General features: G+C 71.3%; 14 protein-coding genes. 11 read left to right on the forward strand and 3 right to left on the reverse strand.

The window, feature by feature from the left end; all coding sequences use genetic code 11:
* Positions 1-13 precede the first annotated feature (13 nt).
* Positions 14-979 carry a thiamine-phosphate kinase gene (locus AB3M34_RS08400; RefSeq protein ID WP_370618967.1) on the forward strand — a complete coding sequence of 322 codons (966 nt, stop codon included), beginning with the start codon at positions 14-16 and terminating at the stop codon, positions 977-979.
* 12 nt (positions 980-991) lie between these two features.
* On the opposite strand, the gene AB3M34_RS08405 is transcribed toward AB3M34_RS08400, so the two are convergent.
* A complete protein-coding gene (locus tag AB3M34_RS08405; protein WP_370618968.1) occupies positions 992-1,960 on the reverse strand; it encodes an AraC family transcriptional regulator in 969 nt (322 codons plus the stop codon).
* 172 nt (positions 1,961-2,132) lie between these two features.
* Between AB3M34_RS08405 and AB3M34_RS08410 the strand changes: the two genes are divergently transcribed.
* On the forward strand, positions 2,133-3,533 hold the full coding sequence (locus AB3M34_RS08410) for an FAD-binding oxidoreductase (protein WP_370618970.1): 1,401 nt from the start codon (positions 2,133-2,135) through the stop codon (positions 3,531-3,533).
* Positions 3,534-3,935: 402 nt separating this feature from the next.
* Here AB3M34_RS08410 and rpmB read toward each other — a convergent pair whose 3' ends face one another.
* Positions 3,936-4,121 (reverse strand): 50S ribosomal protein L28, encoded by a 186-nt coding sequence (rpmB, locus tag AB3M34_RS08415; protein WP_039359451.1) that lies wholly within the window; start codon positions 4,119-4,121, stop codon positions 3,936-3,938.
* 128 nt (positions 4,122-4,249) lie between these two features.
* On the opposite strand from rpmB, the gene AB3M34_RS08420 reads away from it, so the two are divergent.
* The 8 genes from AB3M34_RS08420 (at position 4,250) to mutM (ending at position 11,650) form a co-directional block, all read left to right on the forward strand.
* Complete coding sequence (locus AB3M34_RS08420) at positions 4,250-5,860, forward strand: DAK2 domain-containing protein (protein WP_370618971.1); 1,611 nt, start codon at positions 4,250-4,252, stop codon at positions 5,858-5,860.
* Positions 5,860-8,067, forward strand: a complete 2,208-nt coding sequence (gene recG, locus AB3M34_RS08425) for an ATP-dependent DNA helicase RecG (protein WP_370618973.1) — start codon at positions 5,860-5,862, stop codon at positions 8,065-8,067. Before AB3M34_RS08420 ends, recG begins: the two co-directional genes overlap by 1 nt.
* Positions 8,064-8,630 (forward strand): 16S rRNA (guanine(966)-N(2))-methyltransferase RsmD, encoded by a 567-nt coding sequence (gene rsmD / locus AB3M34_RS08430; protein ID WP_370618975.1) that lies wholly within the window; start codon positions 8,064-8,066, stop codon positions 8,628-8,630. Before recG ends, rsmD begins: the two co-directional genes overlap by 4 nt.
* Entirely contained in the window at positions 8,623-9,102 is a 480-nt protein-coding gene (coaD, locus tag AB3M34_RS08435; protein ID WP_370618976.1) for a pantetheine-phosphate adenylyltransferase, read from the forward strand. The genes rsmD and coaD overlap by 8 nt, the downstream gene beginning before the upstream one ends.
* 72 nt (positions 9,103-9,174) lie before the next feature.
* Entirely contained in the window at positions 9,175-9,780 is a 606-nt protein-coding gene (locus tag AB3M34_RS08440) for a YceD family protein (RefSeq protein WP_370618978.1), read from the forward strand.
* 2 nt (positions 9,781-9,782) lie between these two features.
* On the forward strand, positions 9,783-9,968 hold the full coding sequence (gene rpmF, locus AB3M34_RS08445; protein ID WP_149769132.1) for a 50S ribosomal protein L32: 186 nt from the start codon (positions 9,783-9,785) through the stop codon (positions 9,966-9,968).
* Between the two features lie 11 nt (positions 9,969-9,979).
* Positions 9,980-10,783: a ribonuclease III gene (gene rnc / locus AB3M34_RS08450; protein WP_370618980.1), complete on the forward strand. Its 804-nt coding sequence runs from the start codon at positions 9,980-9,982 to the stop codon at positions 10,781-10,783.
* 15 nt (positions 10,784-10,798) lie between these two features.
* Entirely contained in the window at positions 10,799-11,650 is an 852-nt protein-coding gene (mutM, locus tag AB3M34_RS08455) for a bifunctional DNA-formamidopyrimidine glycosylase/DNA-(apurinic or apyrimidinic site) lyase (protein WP_370618982.1), read from the forward strand.
* 30 nt (positions 11,651-11,680) lie between these two features.
* Here mutM and AB3M34_RS08460 read toward each other — a convergent pair whose 3' ends face one another.
* On the reverse strand, positions 11,681-12,658 hold the full coding sequence (locus AB3M34_RS08460; RefSeq protein ID WP_370618983.1) for a hypothetical protein: 978 nt from the start codon (positions 12,656-12,658) through the stop codon (positions 11,681-11,683).
* 155 nt (positions 12,659-12,813) lie between these two features.
* Between AB3M34_RS08460 and AB3M34_RS08465 the strand changes: the two genes are divergently transcribed.
* Entirely contained in the window at positions 12,814-14,100 is a 1,287-nt protein-coding gene (locus tag AB3M34_RS08465) for a deoxyguanosinetriphosphate triphosphohydrolase (RefSeq protein WP_370618984.1), read from the forward strand.
* Positions 14,101-14,123 lie beyond the last annotated feature (23 nt).

A 14,123-nucleotide genomic window follows, 5' to 3' on the forward strand; every position in this document is an offset into this window, starting at 1 on the left:
TCAGGATGAGCCCATGGACACGACATCTCCCGGAGCCGGCGACCGCCGTACGCTCGGCGAGCTCGGTGAGTTCGGGCTCATCGCCCAGGTCGCTCGCGAACCCCGTACGGACAGGGTGCAGATCGGGCCCGGGGACGACTGCGCGTACGTGCGGGTGGCGACCGGCTCCGTCCTGGTCTCGACCGACCTCCTCGTCGAGGGACGGCACTTCCGGCGGGACTGGGCGGAGGCGTACGACGTGGGGCGTCGCGCCGCTGCCGCGAACCTCGCCGACGTCATGGCGATGGGCGGAGTCGCCACGGCACTGACCGTCGGCTTCGCCGCGCCGGCCGACCTGGACGTCCAGTGGGCGGAGGACCTGACCCGCGGCATCGTCGACGAGGCGGCTCTGGTGGGCGCGGAGGTGGTCGGCGGAGACGTCACGGCGGCCGACGCGGTGACGATCGCGATCACGGTGCTGGGAGAGTCAGACCAGGCGCCCGTCCTACGCTCGGGTGCTCGGCCGGGGGACGTCGTCGCGCTCGCCGGCCGCGTCGGGTGGGCCGGAGCGGGCCTGCACGTCCTCGCGCGAGGCTTCCGGTCACCGCGGGTGCTCGTGGACGCGTTCCGACGCCCTGAGCCGCCGTACGCCGAGGGACCCCGCGCGGCCGTCCACGGCGCCACCGCCATGATCGACGTGAGCGACGGGCTGCTCGCCGACCTCGGCCACGTGGCCGAGTCGAGCGGGGTCGCGATCGCGCTGGACGGCGCTGCCTTCGAGGTGGCGGACCCGATCGCCGACGTGGCTGCGGCCACGAACGTCGATGCGCTGAGCTTCCTTCTCACCGGGGGCGACGACCACACCCTCGCGGCGACGTTCCCGGCCGCCGTCGGTGCACCCGACGGCTGGCGGGTCGTCGGCACGGTGTCCGACGGCGACGGTGTCACCGTCGACGGTGTGCCGTGGGAAGGGCCAGGAGGCCACGAGCACTACCGCTGAGCCGGGCGACTGCTACAGGTCCCGTCGCCGCCACGCACCGGGTGCTTCCCCGACCTGTCGCTTGAACGCCCGGTTGAACGCCGACTCCGACTGGTACCCGACGGCGGTCGCGGCCTGCGCGACGCTGAGCGAGCCGCCCTGGAGCAGGCGGGCGGCGAGCTGCAGGCGCCAGCGCGCGAGATAGGTCATCGGCGGCACGCCGACGTACGAGGTGAAGCGTTCCGCCAGGGACGAGCGCGAGATGCCGATCTCCCGCGCGAGCTGCTCGAGCGTCCACGGTTCTGCGAACCGGCCGTGCATGAGCCGCAGCGCCGAGCCGACCTCGCGGTCGCGCAGGCCTGCCACCCAGTTCCGCGTCTGTGGTGGCAGCCCCTCGAGATGGGAGCGGAGCGCCTCGAGGAACATCAGCTCCGAGAGCTTGGCCAGCATCGCTTCCTGCCCGGCGTCGTGCTCGTCGCTCGCCGCGACGGCGGCGTCGAGCAGGCTGGTCATCCATCCCCAGCTGCGGCCGGACACGGGGGCGTGGACCATCCGTGGCAGGGACTCCAGCAACGGGTTGAACGGCCGCTTGTCGCAGGCGAGGTAGCCGCACACGATCCGGCACCGCTCGGCTGAGCTGTCGCCGTTGATGTCGATGACGAACGGCAGGGCCTCGCTCACGGGGCGGTAGTACTGCGACAGGTTCGGCTGTCCGCGCATCCCCGGCGCTGACGACAGGATGTTGGCCTCACCCGACGAGAAGATCACCATCTCGCCGGCTCGCAGCAGCTCGGCGGGCTCGGGCTCGTCGACGGCCTCGACCCAGCACGAGCCGGAGGTCAGCACGTGGAACGCGATCAGGTGCTCGGAGTCAGCGGCGACCTTCGCGGCGATGACGTCGGTGGGCGGGCTCTGGGCGACGAAGGGCGATCGTGCCTCGATGTCGAAGTAGACCGCCCCGGTCAGACGCACGGCGAGCAGGACGTCGGAGAGAACGTCCACGGCACACCTCCCGGACGCTCGGGCAGAAGTCCTGGACGGACGGCGACGATCGAGCACCCACCCGGATGGACGGGCACGACCTTCGGGGTCCTGGGCATTCCGGCACGGCTGCGCGGCTCCCTAGCGTCGAGAACACATTGTCCCACCAACGGAGAGCTACGAGGAGCACATCATGTCCACACTCGAGACCACACCCGACGCCGTCGCCGAAGATCTGCGCCAGAGCGTGCGCGGACCACTGGTCGGGCCTTCCGACCCGGAGTACGACGAGGCACGCAAGGTGTACAACGGAGCCGTCGACCGGCGCCCCGCCGCCATCGTCCGCGTCGCCGACGTCGCCGACGTGATCAGCTGCGTCGACTTCGCCCGTCGGCACCAGATCCCGCTGGCGGTCCGCGGCGGCGGTCACCACGGCGCCGGCTTCGGCGTCTGGGACGGCGCCGTCGTGATCGACTTCGCCGACCGGCGCTCGACCGACGTCGATCCCGTAGCCGGCACGGTGCGGGCCGACGCCGGGTGCACCTGGGGCGACGTGGACCACGCGACCGGTGCGTTCGGTCTCGCGACGCCTTCGGGCTTCGTCTCCACGACCGGTGTCGCGGGACTCACGCTGGGCGGCGGCACGGGATACCTGAGCCGGCACTACGGACTCACGGTCGACAACCTGGTCGCGGCCGACGTGGTCCTGGCCGACGGCACGTTCGTCACCGCCGACGAGACGAGCCACCCGGACCTCTTCTGGGCGCTGCGCGGCGGGGGCGGCAACTTCGGCGTGGTCACGTCGTTCACCTTCAGGTGTCACCCGGTCGGGGAGGGAGGGGAGATCGTCGGCGGTCCCGTGCTCTACGACATGGCCGACGCCGCCGAGGTGTTCCGGTGGTACCGGGACGTGCTCCCGGCTCTGCCCGACGACCTCAACGGCTGGATCGGCGTCCTGGAGGTGCCGGCGGCGGCCCCGTTCCCCGAGGAGCTGTGGCGCCGCAAGGTCTGCGGCATCGTGTGGTGCTACTCCGGTCCGCGCGAGCGTGCCGACGAGGTGCTGGCACCCGTCCGCGACTTCGGATCGCCGTTGCTGACCGGGCTCCAGCCGATGCCGTACTCGGTCCTGCAGTCGGCGTTCGACGGGCTCCTCGCTCCCGGCCTCCAGTGGTATTGGAAGGCCGACTTCTACGAGGAGATCACCGACGAGGCGATCGTGCTCCACCAGCGGTACGGCGAGACCATCCCGACTCCGCTGTCGACGATGCACCTGTACCCGATCAGCGGTGCAGCGGCCCGCGTGCCGGAGGACGCGACCGCCTTCGCCTACCGCCGGGGCGGGTGGAACGGGGTGATCGCGGGCATCGACCCGGATCCCGCGAACCTCGAGCGGGTCACCGAGTGGGCGCGGGACTACTGGGAGGGCCTGCACCCCACCTCGGCCGGTGGTGGCTACGTCAACATGATGATGGCCGAGGGGGAGGAGCGTGTTCGGGCCGCCTACCGCGGGAACTACCAGCGCCTCACCGAGATCAAACGGCGCTACGACCCGTACAACCTCTTCCGGATCAACCAGAACATCGCGCCGGCGTGACGGCAGCGACCGGGTCCGAGCGATGCAGATCAGCATGCCCGTCGTCGCGGGAGCCCTGTCGACCACCATCTTCGCGATCAGCACGCTGCCGATGCTCGTGAAGGCCGGTCGATCGAAGGACCTGAGCTCGTACAGCCTGGGGAACCTCGGGCTGAGCAACGTCGGGAACGCGGTGCACTCGGTCTACGTGTTCAGCCTTCCGGCGGGTCCCGTCTGGGTGCTCCACGCGTTCTACGTCGCGGTGGCGATGCTGATGCTCGGCTGGTACGTACGGTACGAACGGTGCCGAGGGCCGGACGACGAGAACGCCAAAGAGGCGGGCGGCACCCTAGGGTGCTGCCCGCCTCGGCGTACGAGGGACCTCGGTGCCACCGCGTCAGCGGCGACGGACCAGGGGTCCGGTCAGCGGCTGACCTTGCCGGCCTTGAGGCACGAGGTGCAGACGTTCATGCGCTTGGGCGTCGCGCCGACCTTCGCACGGACCCGCTGGATGTTGGGGTCGAAACGACGGCGCGTGCGCTTACGCGACCACGGCTTGTTGTTGCCGAAACCCGGCTTCTTGCCGCACACGTCGCAGACTGCAGCCACAGCGAACACTCCCGAATTGAAATCGAAGGGGGATTACCAAAAGTCAAGATTATCTGATGAGGCCAGGCCGAATCCAATCGGCCTCGTCGCTCACGATCGGAGCGTGCCCAGGGATAGTCTCTCAGATCATGACAACACGCCTGTCCCCGGACTCCTTCGCCGCCTGGTCACGGGCGTGCACCGAGGCCTTGGGTGAGGCCCGAGCCGAGATCGACTCGCTCAACGTCTTCCCCGTCCCCGACGGAGACACCGGGACCAACGTCTACGTGACCTTCGAGGCCGCAAGCCAGGCGATGGCGGCCCTCGAGCCGGGCGCATCGTTGTCCGCGCTGGTCCGGGCGTACGTCGACGGCGCCCTTCTCGGAGCGCGCGGCAACTCGGGCGTCATCATGGCCCAGCTCCTGCGTGCGTCGCTGCCTGCGCTGGCCGAGTACGAGGGCGGCACGGCGGGTCCTGCTGCGGTCGCCGACGCCATGACGGCGGCTGCTGCTGCCGCGTACGCCGCAGTCGGACACCCGGTCGAGGGGACGATCCTCACCGTCGCGTGCCGCGCCGCCGAGGCCGCCCAGGAGGCCGTCGCCGCCGGTGCGGGGATCGACGCGATGATCGGGGCCGCCGCCGCTGCGGCGCGCGAGGCGCTGCGGCGCACCCCCGAGCAGCTCGAGCGGCTCGCCAGGTCGGGCGTGGTCGATGCCGGAGGACGGGCACTCGTCGTCGTGCTCGACACCACCGACCACCTCCTGACGGGCCGGTTCGTCCCCGACCCGGCCCCAGCGTCCGCCGTCGTCCGTCCGCTGATCGACGACGCGGCTGATCACGCGCTGGACCCCGAGGGTCCGGCGTACGAGGTCATGTACCTGCTCGACGCGCCCGACGACGCGATCGGCCGGCTCCGCACGCGGCTCGACGCCCTGGGTGACTGCCTCGTCGTGATCGGCGGCGGCCGCCTCTGGAACGTCCACGTGCACGTGGACGACGTCGGAGCCGCGATCGAGGCCGGGATGGAGGCTGGTCGTCCGTACCGGATCGCCGTCACCCACTTCGCCGAGCAGGGTGGTGCGCGTGCGAGCACGGACGGCACGCGGGCCGTGGTGGCGATCGCAGCCGGACCCGGGCTCGCCTCCCTGTTCAGCGACGCCGGCGCGGTGGTGGTGTCCACGACGGCCGGCGCCGACGTCGCCGTGAGCACGGTGCTCGACACGATCCTCGCCTGCGGTGCCGACGACGTCGTCGTGCTCCCCAACAGCCGCGACTTCCGTACGGTCTGCGATGCGGCTGCCACGCAGGCTCGTGAGGCCGGCGTCCACGCGACCGTGATCCCGTCGTGGACGCAGGTGCAGGGACTCTCGGCGATCGCGGTCCACGACCCGGGTCAGGCGTTCGACGACGACGTGGTCGCGATGACGAGCGCCGCGCGCGGGACCCAGCACGGCGCCATCACGGTCGCCACCGAGACGGGCATGACCATGGCGGGGCCGTGCCTGGTCGGCGACGTGCTCGGCGTGGTCGATGCCGAGTTCTCGATGATCGGCGACGAGCAGGCCGAGGTGGCGCGCAAGGTGCTCGACCGGCTGATGTCGGGCAGCGCCGAGCTCGTCACCCTCGTCACCGGCGCCGGACTCGAGGACGACGTGGTCCCACGGCTGGAGCGTTGGCTGAAGGCTCGCCGTCCCGACGTCGAGCTGGTCGTCTACGACGGGGGCCAGGAGCGCTACCCGCTGCTGGTGGCGGTCGAGTAGTGGGCGTCTCGCCGCAGACCAGGCTGGGGTCGGTCGTCGGCGCCAAGACGGCAGCCGCGTTCGACCGCAGCTTCGGCATCCTCACGGTCGACGACCTGCTGCGCCACTACCCGCGCCGCTACGCCGAGCGCGGATCTCTCACGGACCTCTCCGCGCTCCAGGTCGACGAGCACGTGACCGTGCTCGCACGGGTCGTGCACGCGAAGGACTACCCGTTCCGTCCCAAGGGCGGCGGGCGAGCCGGCGGCAAGAACGTGCGCACCGAGGTCGTCGTCACCGACGGGACCGGCGAGCTCGTGCTGACCTTCTTCCGTCAGCCGTGGATCGCCCAACGGCTGCGGCCCGGGACCCTCGGCATGTTCGCCGGCAAGGTCAACGCCTTCCGGGGCCGCAAGCAGCTGCTGCACCCCGAGGTGCGGCCCGCGGCGGACGAGGAGGAGGCCCGTGGGCAGGCCGAGCAGTACGCAGGCTCGATCGTGCCGATCTATCCCGCGACGCAGGCCGTGTCGTCGTGGACGGTCGAGAAGACCGTCGCGTTCGCACTGGACTCGCTCGACGAGATCGACGACCCTCTCCCCGAACCCGTACGCAGGCGGCGCGGCCTGGTCGACCTGCGGACCGCCTTCGAGCAGATCCACCGCCCCCGCGAGGCCGAGGACCACTGGCGGGCGAGGCACCGGCTCAAGTTCGAGGAGGCCTTCGTCCTCCAGACGACCCTGGCCGTACGCCGCCACGCCGTGGTCGCCGCGGGAGCGACGCCGCGGCCGCACGTGGCCGACGGGCTCCGGGACCGGTTCGAGACGCAGCTCCCGTTCTCGCTGACCGCGGGGCAGCAGGAGGTCGTTGCGCAGATCGGGGCCGACCTCGTCCGCAACCAGCCGATGCAGCGCCTGCTGCAGGGTGAGGTCGGGTCCGGCAAGACCGTCGTCGCCCTCCTCGCGATGCTCCAGGTCGTCGACACCGGGGGACAGGCGGTTCTTCTCGCGCCGACCGAGGTGCTCGCCCAGCAGCACTACCGCTCGATGGTCGAGATGCTCGGCCCGCTCGCGCAGGCGGGGATGCTCGGCAGCGCCGAGACGGCGACGCGGGTGCGCCTCCTCACCGGGTCGATGGGGCAGAAGGCGCGCCGCGAGGCGCTGCTCGACGCCGCGTCGGGCGAGGCCGGCATCCTCGTCGGCACGCACGCGCTGCTCGAGGACCGGGTCCAGCTGGCCGAGCTCGGACTGGTGGTCGTCGACGAGCAGCACCGGTTCGGCGTCGAGCAGCGTGCCGCGCTCACCGACAAGGGCGTGGACGCGCCGCACCTGCTCGTGATGACCGCGACGCCGATCCCACGGACCGTGGCGATGACCGTCTTCGGCGATCTCGACACCTCGACGCTGACCGAGCTGCCGCGTGGCCGTCAGCCCATCCAGTCCACGGTCGTCCCCGCCGCGGAGAAGCCCGGGTGGGTCGACCGGACGTGGGAGCGCCTCCGCGAGGAGGTCGGCAAGGGCCGCCAGGCGTACGTCGTGTGTCCGCGGATCGGCGACGACGACGGCAACCGCTCCGAGGACGGTGCCGAGCTCGAGCCGGACGAGGAGGGGACGAACCGACCGCTGACGTCCGTCCTCGCCCTGCACGAGCTGCTGCGCGACGGTCCGTTGGCGGGGCTGCGGACCGCGGTCCTCCACGGCCGCCTGCCACCTGAGGAGAAGGACGCCGTGATGCGTGCCTTCTCCGCCGGCGGCGTCGACGTCCTGGTAGCCACGACGGTGATCGAGGTCGGTGTCGACGTCCCGAACGCGACGGCGATGGTGATCATGGACGCGGACCGCTTCGGTGTCTCCCAGCTGCACCAGCTGCGCGGCCGTGTCGGACGCGGCGCTCACGCCGGGCTGTGCCTGCTGGTCACCGGTGCCGAGGAGGGCAGTCTCGCCAGAGAGCGGTTGGACGCCGTTGCGGAGACCGGCGACGGGTTCGCCCTGTCGCGCCTCGACGTCGAGCTGCGACGGGAGGGCGACGTCCTCGGCGCGCGCCAGTCCGGTGTGCGGTCGAGCCTGCGGCTGCTCTCGGTCGTGCGTGACGAGCAGGTCATCGTCGACGCGCGCGAGGACGCCGCCGAGGTCGTCGCCGGTGACCCTGGGCTCACCGGCGTGCCCGCACTCGCCGCCGCCGTACGCGCGCTCGAGGACAGCACGCAGGCCGACTACCTGGAGAAGACGTGACGCGGATCATCTCGGGCCGGCTCGGCGGACGCCGCCTGGCCACGCCTTCCGGGTCGGGCACCCGCCCGACCTCGGACCGCGTCCGCGAGGCGCTGTTCTCGGCGTTGGAGTCGAGGATGGGCGGCCTCGACGGCACGCGGGTCCTCGACCTGTACGCCGGGTCCGGCGCTCTCGGTCTGGAGGCGATCTCGCGCGGTGCCGTCCACGCCACGCTGGTCGAGGCAGACCGGCGCACGGCGGGACTGATCCGACGCAACGCCGTCGACCTCGGGGTCCAGGACGCTGCGACGGTCCTCGCGGAGAAGGTCCGCACCTTCACCAGCAGACCGCCGGCCGAGCCGTACGACGTGATCATCGCCGACCCTCCGTACGACCTATCGGGTGCCGACCTCGACCTCGTCCTCCGCGCCGTCACCACCGCGGAGTGGCTCGCGAGGGACGGACTCGTCGTCGTCGAGCGGTCGACGCGCGGACCGGCACTGGTGTGGCCGGAGACGGTCGAGGCGGTCGCGCACCGGACGTACGGCGAGACGGCGCTTTGGTACGGTCAGCCGCATGACTAGGGCCGCCTGCCCGGGGTCGTTCGATCCCGTGACGCTCGGGCACGTCGACATCATCTCCCGCACCTCTCACCTCTTCGACGAGGTCGTGGTCGCGGTCGGTGTGAACGACTCGAAGCGTGTGATGTTCAACACCGCCGAACGCGTGGCCCTCCTGGAGGAGGTCCTCGGCGACCTGCCGAACGTCCGGGTGCTGACGTTCTCCGGACTCCTGGTCGACTTCTGCACCGAGCACGACGTGTCGGCGGTCGTGAAGGGTCTGCGCGCCGTCTCCGACTTCGACTACGAGCTCCAGATGGCCCAGATGAACTCGACGCTCGCGCGCGTCGACACTCTCTTCATGCCGACCAGCCCGGAGTTCTCGTTCCTCGCGTCGAGCCTGGTCAAGGAGGTCGCGCGGCACGGCGGAGACGTCTCCGGGCACGTCCCGGCCGTCGTCCTGGAGGCCCTGAAGCGCAAGCTCGCCGCCGAGTGACGCCTCGGTTCGCGTCGGTGTGGGTCCGTTCGGTATCCTGGTCCTTGGCCTGCACACGGGCCAAACCCCGCTATGCCTGAAGGAGTACGCGTGAGCACGCTCGACTCCCGGGCGCCGTACGTTCTCGACACCCGTGAGATCGCACGACGACCCGGAACGCAGCGTGAGCTCGACGTCTCCGAGAAGGCGCCGGCGGGGATGCGTGTCGACATGCTCGGCGTGCCCGAAGGAAGTGACGTCGCTCTCGAGCTCCGGCTCGAGTCGGTCATGGAAGGAATCCTCGTCACGGGGACCGCTTCGGTGCACACCTCCGGTGAGTGCGTACGCTGCCTGAAGGACATCGACGGTGAGCTGACCGTCGACCTGCAGGAGCTGTACGTCTACGACGACGAGGACGAGGACGACGACATCTCCCGGCTCGAGGGTGACCTGGTCGACCTCGAGCCTGTCCTGCGGGACGCGGTGGTGCTCGCACTTCCGCACAACCCGTTGTGTGTTCCGGACTGCCCGGGACTGTGCCCCGAGTGCGGGGTGCGGCTCGCGGACGACCCAGAGCACACACACGGCGACGCCGTCGATCCCCGTTGGTCGGCGCTCAGCCAGATGTTGGAAGGCAACGACCGCCCCGTGGGCGGTTCGGAAGAGACCGGACGCGCGTCCGGCCCAGACGAGGAGTAGAAGTGGCAGTCCCGAAGCGCAAGATGTCGCGCAGCAACACCCGCCACCGTCGTTCGCAGTGGAAGGCCACCGCGCCGCAGCTCGTCACGTGCGCCAACCCGGCGTGCCGTGCCAAGCACCTGCCGCACCGTGCCTGCCCGGACTGCGGCCAGTACGGCCCCCGCGGCGAGCAGCGCCAGGTCATCTGAGCTGCCGGCCCGTGTCCGACGTCGTCGACGGCGCTGACGCGGCCTCGAACGCCGAGCTCCTCGAGCAGCTCGGCGTCCCCGGCCTCGAGCCGGGGCTGCTGACCCAGGCGCTGACCCACCGTTCGTTCGCCTACGAGAACGGTGGGCTTCCCAACAACGAGCGGCTCGAGTTCCTCGGCGACGCCGTGCTCGGCCTGGTCGTCACAGACACGCTCTACAACGCGCACCCCGACCTTCCCGAAGGCCGCCTCGCCAAGCTGCGGGCAGCGGTCGTGAACGCGCGCGCCCTCGCGGACGTGGCGCGCGAGCTGGGTCTGGGCGTGTACCTGCGTCTGGGCAGGGGTGAGGAGGCGACCGGCGGGCGCAACAAGTCGTCGATCCTCTCCGACACCGTCGAGGCGCTGATCGGCGCGATCTACCTCCAAGACGGCTTCCCGGGTGCTGCCGACGTCGTGCACCGGTTGTTCGACCCGGTGATGGCCAGGGCTGCTGAGCTCGGTGCCGGTCTCGACTGGAAGACCAGCCTCCAGGAGCTCTCGTCCGATCGCGGACTGGGCGTCCCCGAGTACCGCCTCTCCGAGGAGGGCCCGGACCACGACAAGACCTTCACCGCCCACGTCCGTGTCGGCGGTGAGGTGTACGGCGAAGGCGTCGGGCACTCCAAGAAGGAGGCCGAGCAGCAGGTCGCCGAGACCGCGTGGCGCGCCATCAAGGCGTCCGCCGACGCGTTGGACCGTGAGGACGGCACCGTCGTCCCCGCAGCCGAGGTGATCCAGGCCGTCGAGCGTGCCGCCGGGTCGTCCGCCGAGTCCTGACGGTTCGCCGCCCCGATGCCCGAGCTCCCCGAGGTCGAGGTCGTCCGCCGCGGCCTGCAGGACCATGTCGCCGGTCGACGGATCGAGCGCGTCGAGGTGCTCCATCCGCGTCCGGTACGCCGCCACCTCCCCGGGCCCGAGGACTTCGCCCTCCGGCTGACCGGTGACCGGCTGCTCGACCCTGCGCGGCGCGGCAAGTACCTCTGGCTCCCGCTGGAGTCGGGCGACGCGATCCTCGCGCACCTCGGGATGAGCGGGCAGTTCCTCGTCCAGCCGCAGGACGCGCCGCACGAACGCCACCTGCGCGTCGTCCTCGACCTCGAGGGTGGGGCGCAGCTGCGCTTCGTCGACCAGCGGATGTTCGGCGGCCTCACGATCAGTGCTGACGCGGCGGCGCCGCCGACGGAGATCGCCCACATCGCGCGCGACCCGCTCGACCCTGCCTTCGACGACGCCGCGTTCGTCGAGCGCCTCCGCCGCCGGCGTACGGGGATCAAGCGTGCGCTGCTCGACCAGACGCTCGTCTCGGGGATCGGCAACATCTACGCCGACGAGGCGCTGTGGCGCGCCCGCCTGCACTTCGCCCGCCCGACGGACACGATGCGCCGTGCCGAGGCGCAGCGCGTCATCGATGCCGCGCGCGAGGTGATGACCGCGGCGCTCGCCCAGGGAGGCACGTCGTTCGACGCGCTCTACGTCGCGGTGAACGGCGAGAGCGGCTACTTCTCGCGGTCGCTGGAGGTGTACGGGCAGGCGGGGGAGCCGTGCTCGCGGTGCGGCACCGTGATCCGGCGCGACCCGTTCATGAACCGTTCCTCGTACACGTGTCCCCGCTGTCAGCCCCGTCCGCGCAACGCGCGGTGGTGAGGCCGACAGCGGGGAGCACGTCACGTCACCTCATCGGATCGGTGCCGCCAGCGGCAGCGAGCGATCGACGAGGTCCTTGACCGCGGAGCCGCACGTGGCGACGTCCGTGTCGTCCGTGCAGTAGTGCGACGCCGTGTGCGACCCCGTCGCGAGGTCCTTCGCCCACGTCGTGGCGAAGTCCCGCAGGCGAGCGGTCTGCGTCGAGCTCGGGCTGCAGAGGGCACCGGCGACGCCGATGAAGTCGGTGTTCTCGCCCTCGCTGTCGATGTGACAGCTGCCCCCGGTCGGCGTGCCCAGGACGAACTTGGACCACACGAGCTGGATGCCCGCGAAGCCCGTGTTCAGGTCGTTGAGCGCACCGAACGAGTTGTTGAAGAGGTTGATGACGCTCGGACGCGCAGCGACGGTGAGGACGGGACGGGTGCCGCCGGCCGAGATCGCAGAGACGGCGCTGGAGAAGCCCTCCGCGGCGACCGGGTCGAACAGGACAGCGCCCTTGAGGTTGGCGTACCCGCGGGTGGCGAGCTGCTGACCGACGAGGGCTGCGAACTGTCCGCCGGCCGAGTGTCCGCCGACGAGGTAGTTCCCCGGGAGCGGCTTGCTGTTCGGCGGGACCACCGTCCGGTCGGCGAGGGCGTTGCCGAAGATCGTGGCGAGTCCCGGGTTGCCGGCCGTCATGTCCTCGTCGAGGCAGACGACCATCAGGCCCTTCTCGGCGATGGCCTTGCTGGTGCCGCGAAGGTGCTTGCAGCTGCGGCTGAAGCCGTGCTCGACGAGCATCAGCGCGCTGGCGGTGCCGTTGGGGAGGTACCAGTCGGCAGCGTACGACGTCCCGCCGATGGTGACCGGCGAGCTGACGCAGGTGGTGGACGACGACGAGTAGCCGGAGCAGCTGGTTGCTGCGGTGGCCGGTGCGGGTGCGGCGACGAGCGCGGTGGCGACGACGGCGACGGTGCCGGCGATCGATGCGAGGAGTCGCGGCAGGCGCCGCGAGGGGATGTTGGTCACGAGTGCTCCTGAGTCGTGTGGCAGATGGCACGTACTCCGGACCAGTGGCGTCCCCGAGATTAATCATTGCTAACGCAATCTGGAACGGCGTTCCGCAGCCTAGGGGTGCTGGTGACCGAGCGCAACAGGTGGCGCGCGCTCGCTAGGCTCAGGACGTGACCGAGCCAGTCCCGCCCACCGCTCCGTACGACGCGTACGACCCCGCGGCGCGGGCGAGGGTCGTCGCCGAGCCACCCAAGCGCGCGACCCGGACCGCGTTCGAGCGCGACCGAGCCCGCATCCTGCACTCGTCCGCGCTGCGACGCCTCGCCGCGAAGACCCAGGTCGTGGGTCCCGGCACCGACGACTTCGTCCGCAACCGGCTCACCCACTCCCTCGAGGTCGCGCAGGTCGCACGCGAGCTCGGCAAGTCCCTCGGCTGCGATCCCGACGTCGTCGACTCCGCGGCGCTCGCGCACGACCTCGGCCACCCGCCGTTCGGCCACAACGGCGAGCGGGCGCTCGACGAGGCTGCGTCGTCGTGCGGCGGGTTCGAGGGCAACGCGCAGACGCTCCGGCTGCTGACACGCTTGGAGGCCAAGACGTTCGACGAGGACGGACGCACGGTCGGACTCAACCTGACACGTGCCACGCTCGACGCCTGCACGAAGTACCCGTGGACCCGTGACGCCGCGCCCGTCCCGGAAGGCGCCCACGGCGACGGGTCGCCGCGGCTCGTCCGCAAGTTCGGCGTGTACGACGACGACCTGCCGATCTTCACGTGGGTGCGCGACGGTGCCCCTGGGGCTCGCCGTTGCGTCGAGGCCCAGGTGATGGACCTGTCCGACGACATCGCCTACTGCGTCCACGACGTCGAGGACGGCGTGGTGTCCGGTGTCATCGACCTGCGGAGCGTGCGCGAGGACTTCGCCGCGATCTGCGCGACGGTGCGCGAGTGGTACGTGCGCGACGCCGACGACGACTCCCTCGAGGCGGCGTACGCGCGCCTCGTCGCCGCGCCGGAGTGGCCGTCTGCTCCCTACGACGGCAGCCGGCGCTCGCAAGCCTCGCTCAAGGGCCTGACGAGCGCGTTGGTCGGGCGGTTCGTCGCAGCCGCGCACGACGCGACTCTGGCGGCGTACGGCCCTCGGCCGTTCGTCCGGTACGAGGCCGACCTCGTCGTCCCCGACGGCACCCGCGACGAGATCGCGCTGCTCAAGGCCGTCGCGGCCCACTACGTCATGCGGGCCGACGACCGCGTCGCGCTGCTGGCCGAGCAGCGCGCCCTCCTGCGTGGGCTCGTCGACGCCCTGGTGGCCAAGGGACCTGATCTGCTGGAGCCGCCGTTCGCCGCGGACGCGCGGGCTGCAGACAGCGACGAGGCCCGGCTGCGGGTCGTGGCCGACCAGGTCGCGTCGCTCACGGACGAGTCGGCACGGGCCTGGGGGCGCCAGCTGCTCTGAGCCGCCGTGTGCAGAGCGCGGCG

The organism is Mumia sp. Pv4-285 (genome assembly GCF_041320275.1).
GTDB classification, from domain to species: domain Bacteria; phylum Actinomycetota; class Actinomycetes; order Propionibacteriales; family Nocardioidaceae; genus Mumia; species Mumia qirimensis.

Coding starts and splice junctions, on each gene's coding strand:
- coaD (WP_370618976.1), top strand. CDS start 8,623: ATGACTAGGGCCGCCTGCCCGGGGTCGTTCGATCCCGTGACGCTCGGG.
- mutM (WP_370618982.1), top strand. CDS start 10,799: ATGCCCGAGCTCCCCGAGGTCGAGGTCGTCCGCCGCGGCCTGCAGGAC.
- AB3M34_RS08400 (WP_370618967.1), top strand. CDS start 14: ATGGACACGACATCTCCCGGAGCCGGCGACCGCCGTACGCTCGGCGAG.
- AB3M34_RS08410 (WP_370618970.1), top strand. CDS start 2,133: ATGTCCACACTCGAGACCACACCCGACGCCGTCGCCGAAGATCTGCGC.
- AB3M34_RS08440 (WP_370618978.1), top strand. CDS start 9,175: ATGCCTGAAGGAGTACGCGTGAGCACGCTCGACTCCCGGGCGCCGTAC.
- AB3M34_RS08420 (WP_370618971.1), top strand. CDS start 4,250: ATGACAACACGCCTGTCCCCGGACTCCTTCGCCGCCTGGTCACGGGCG.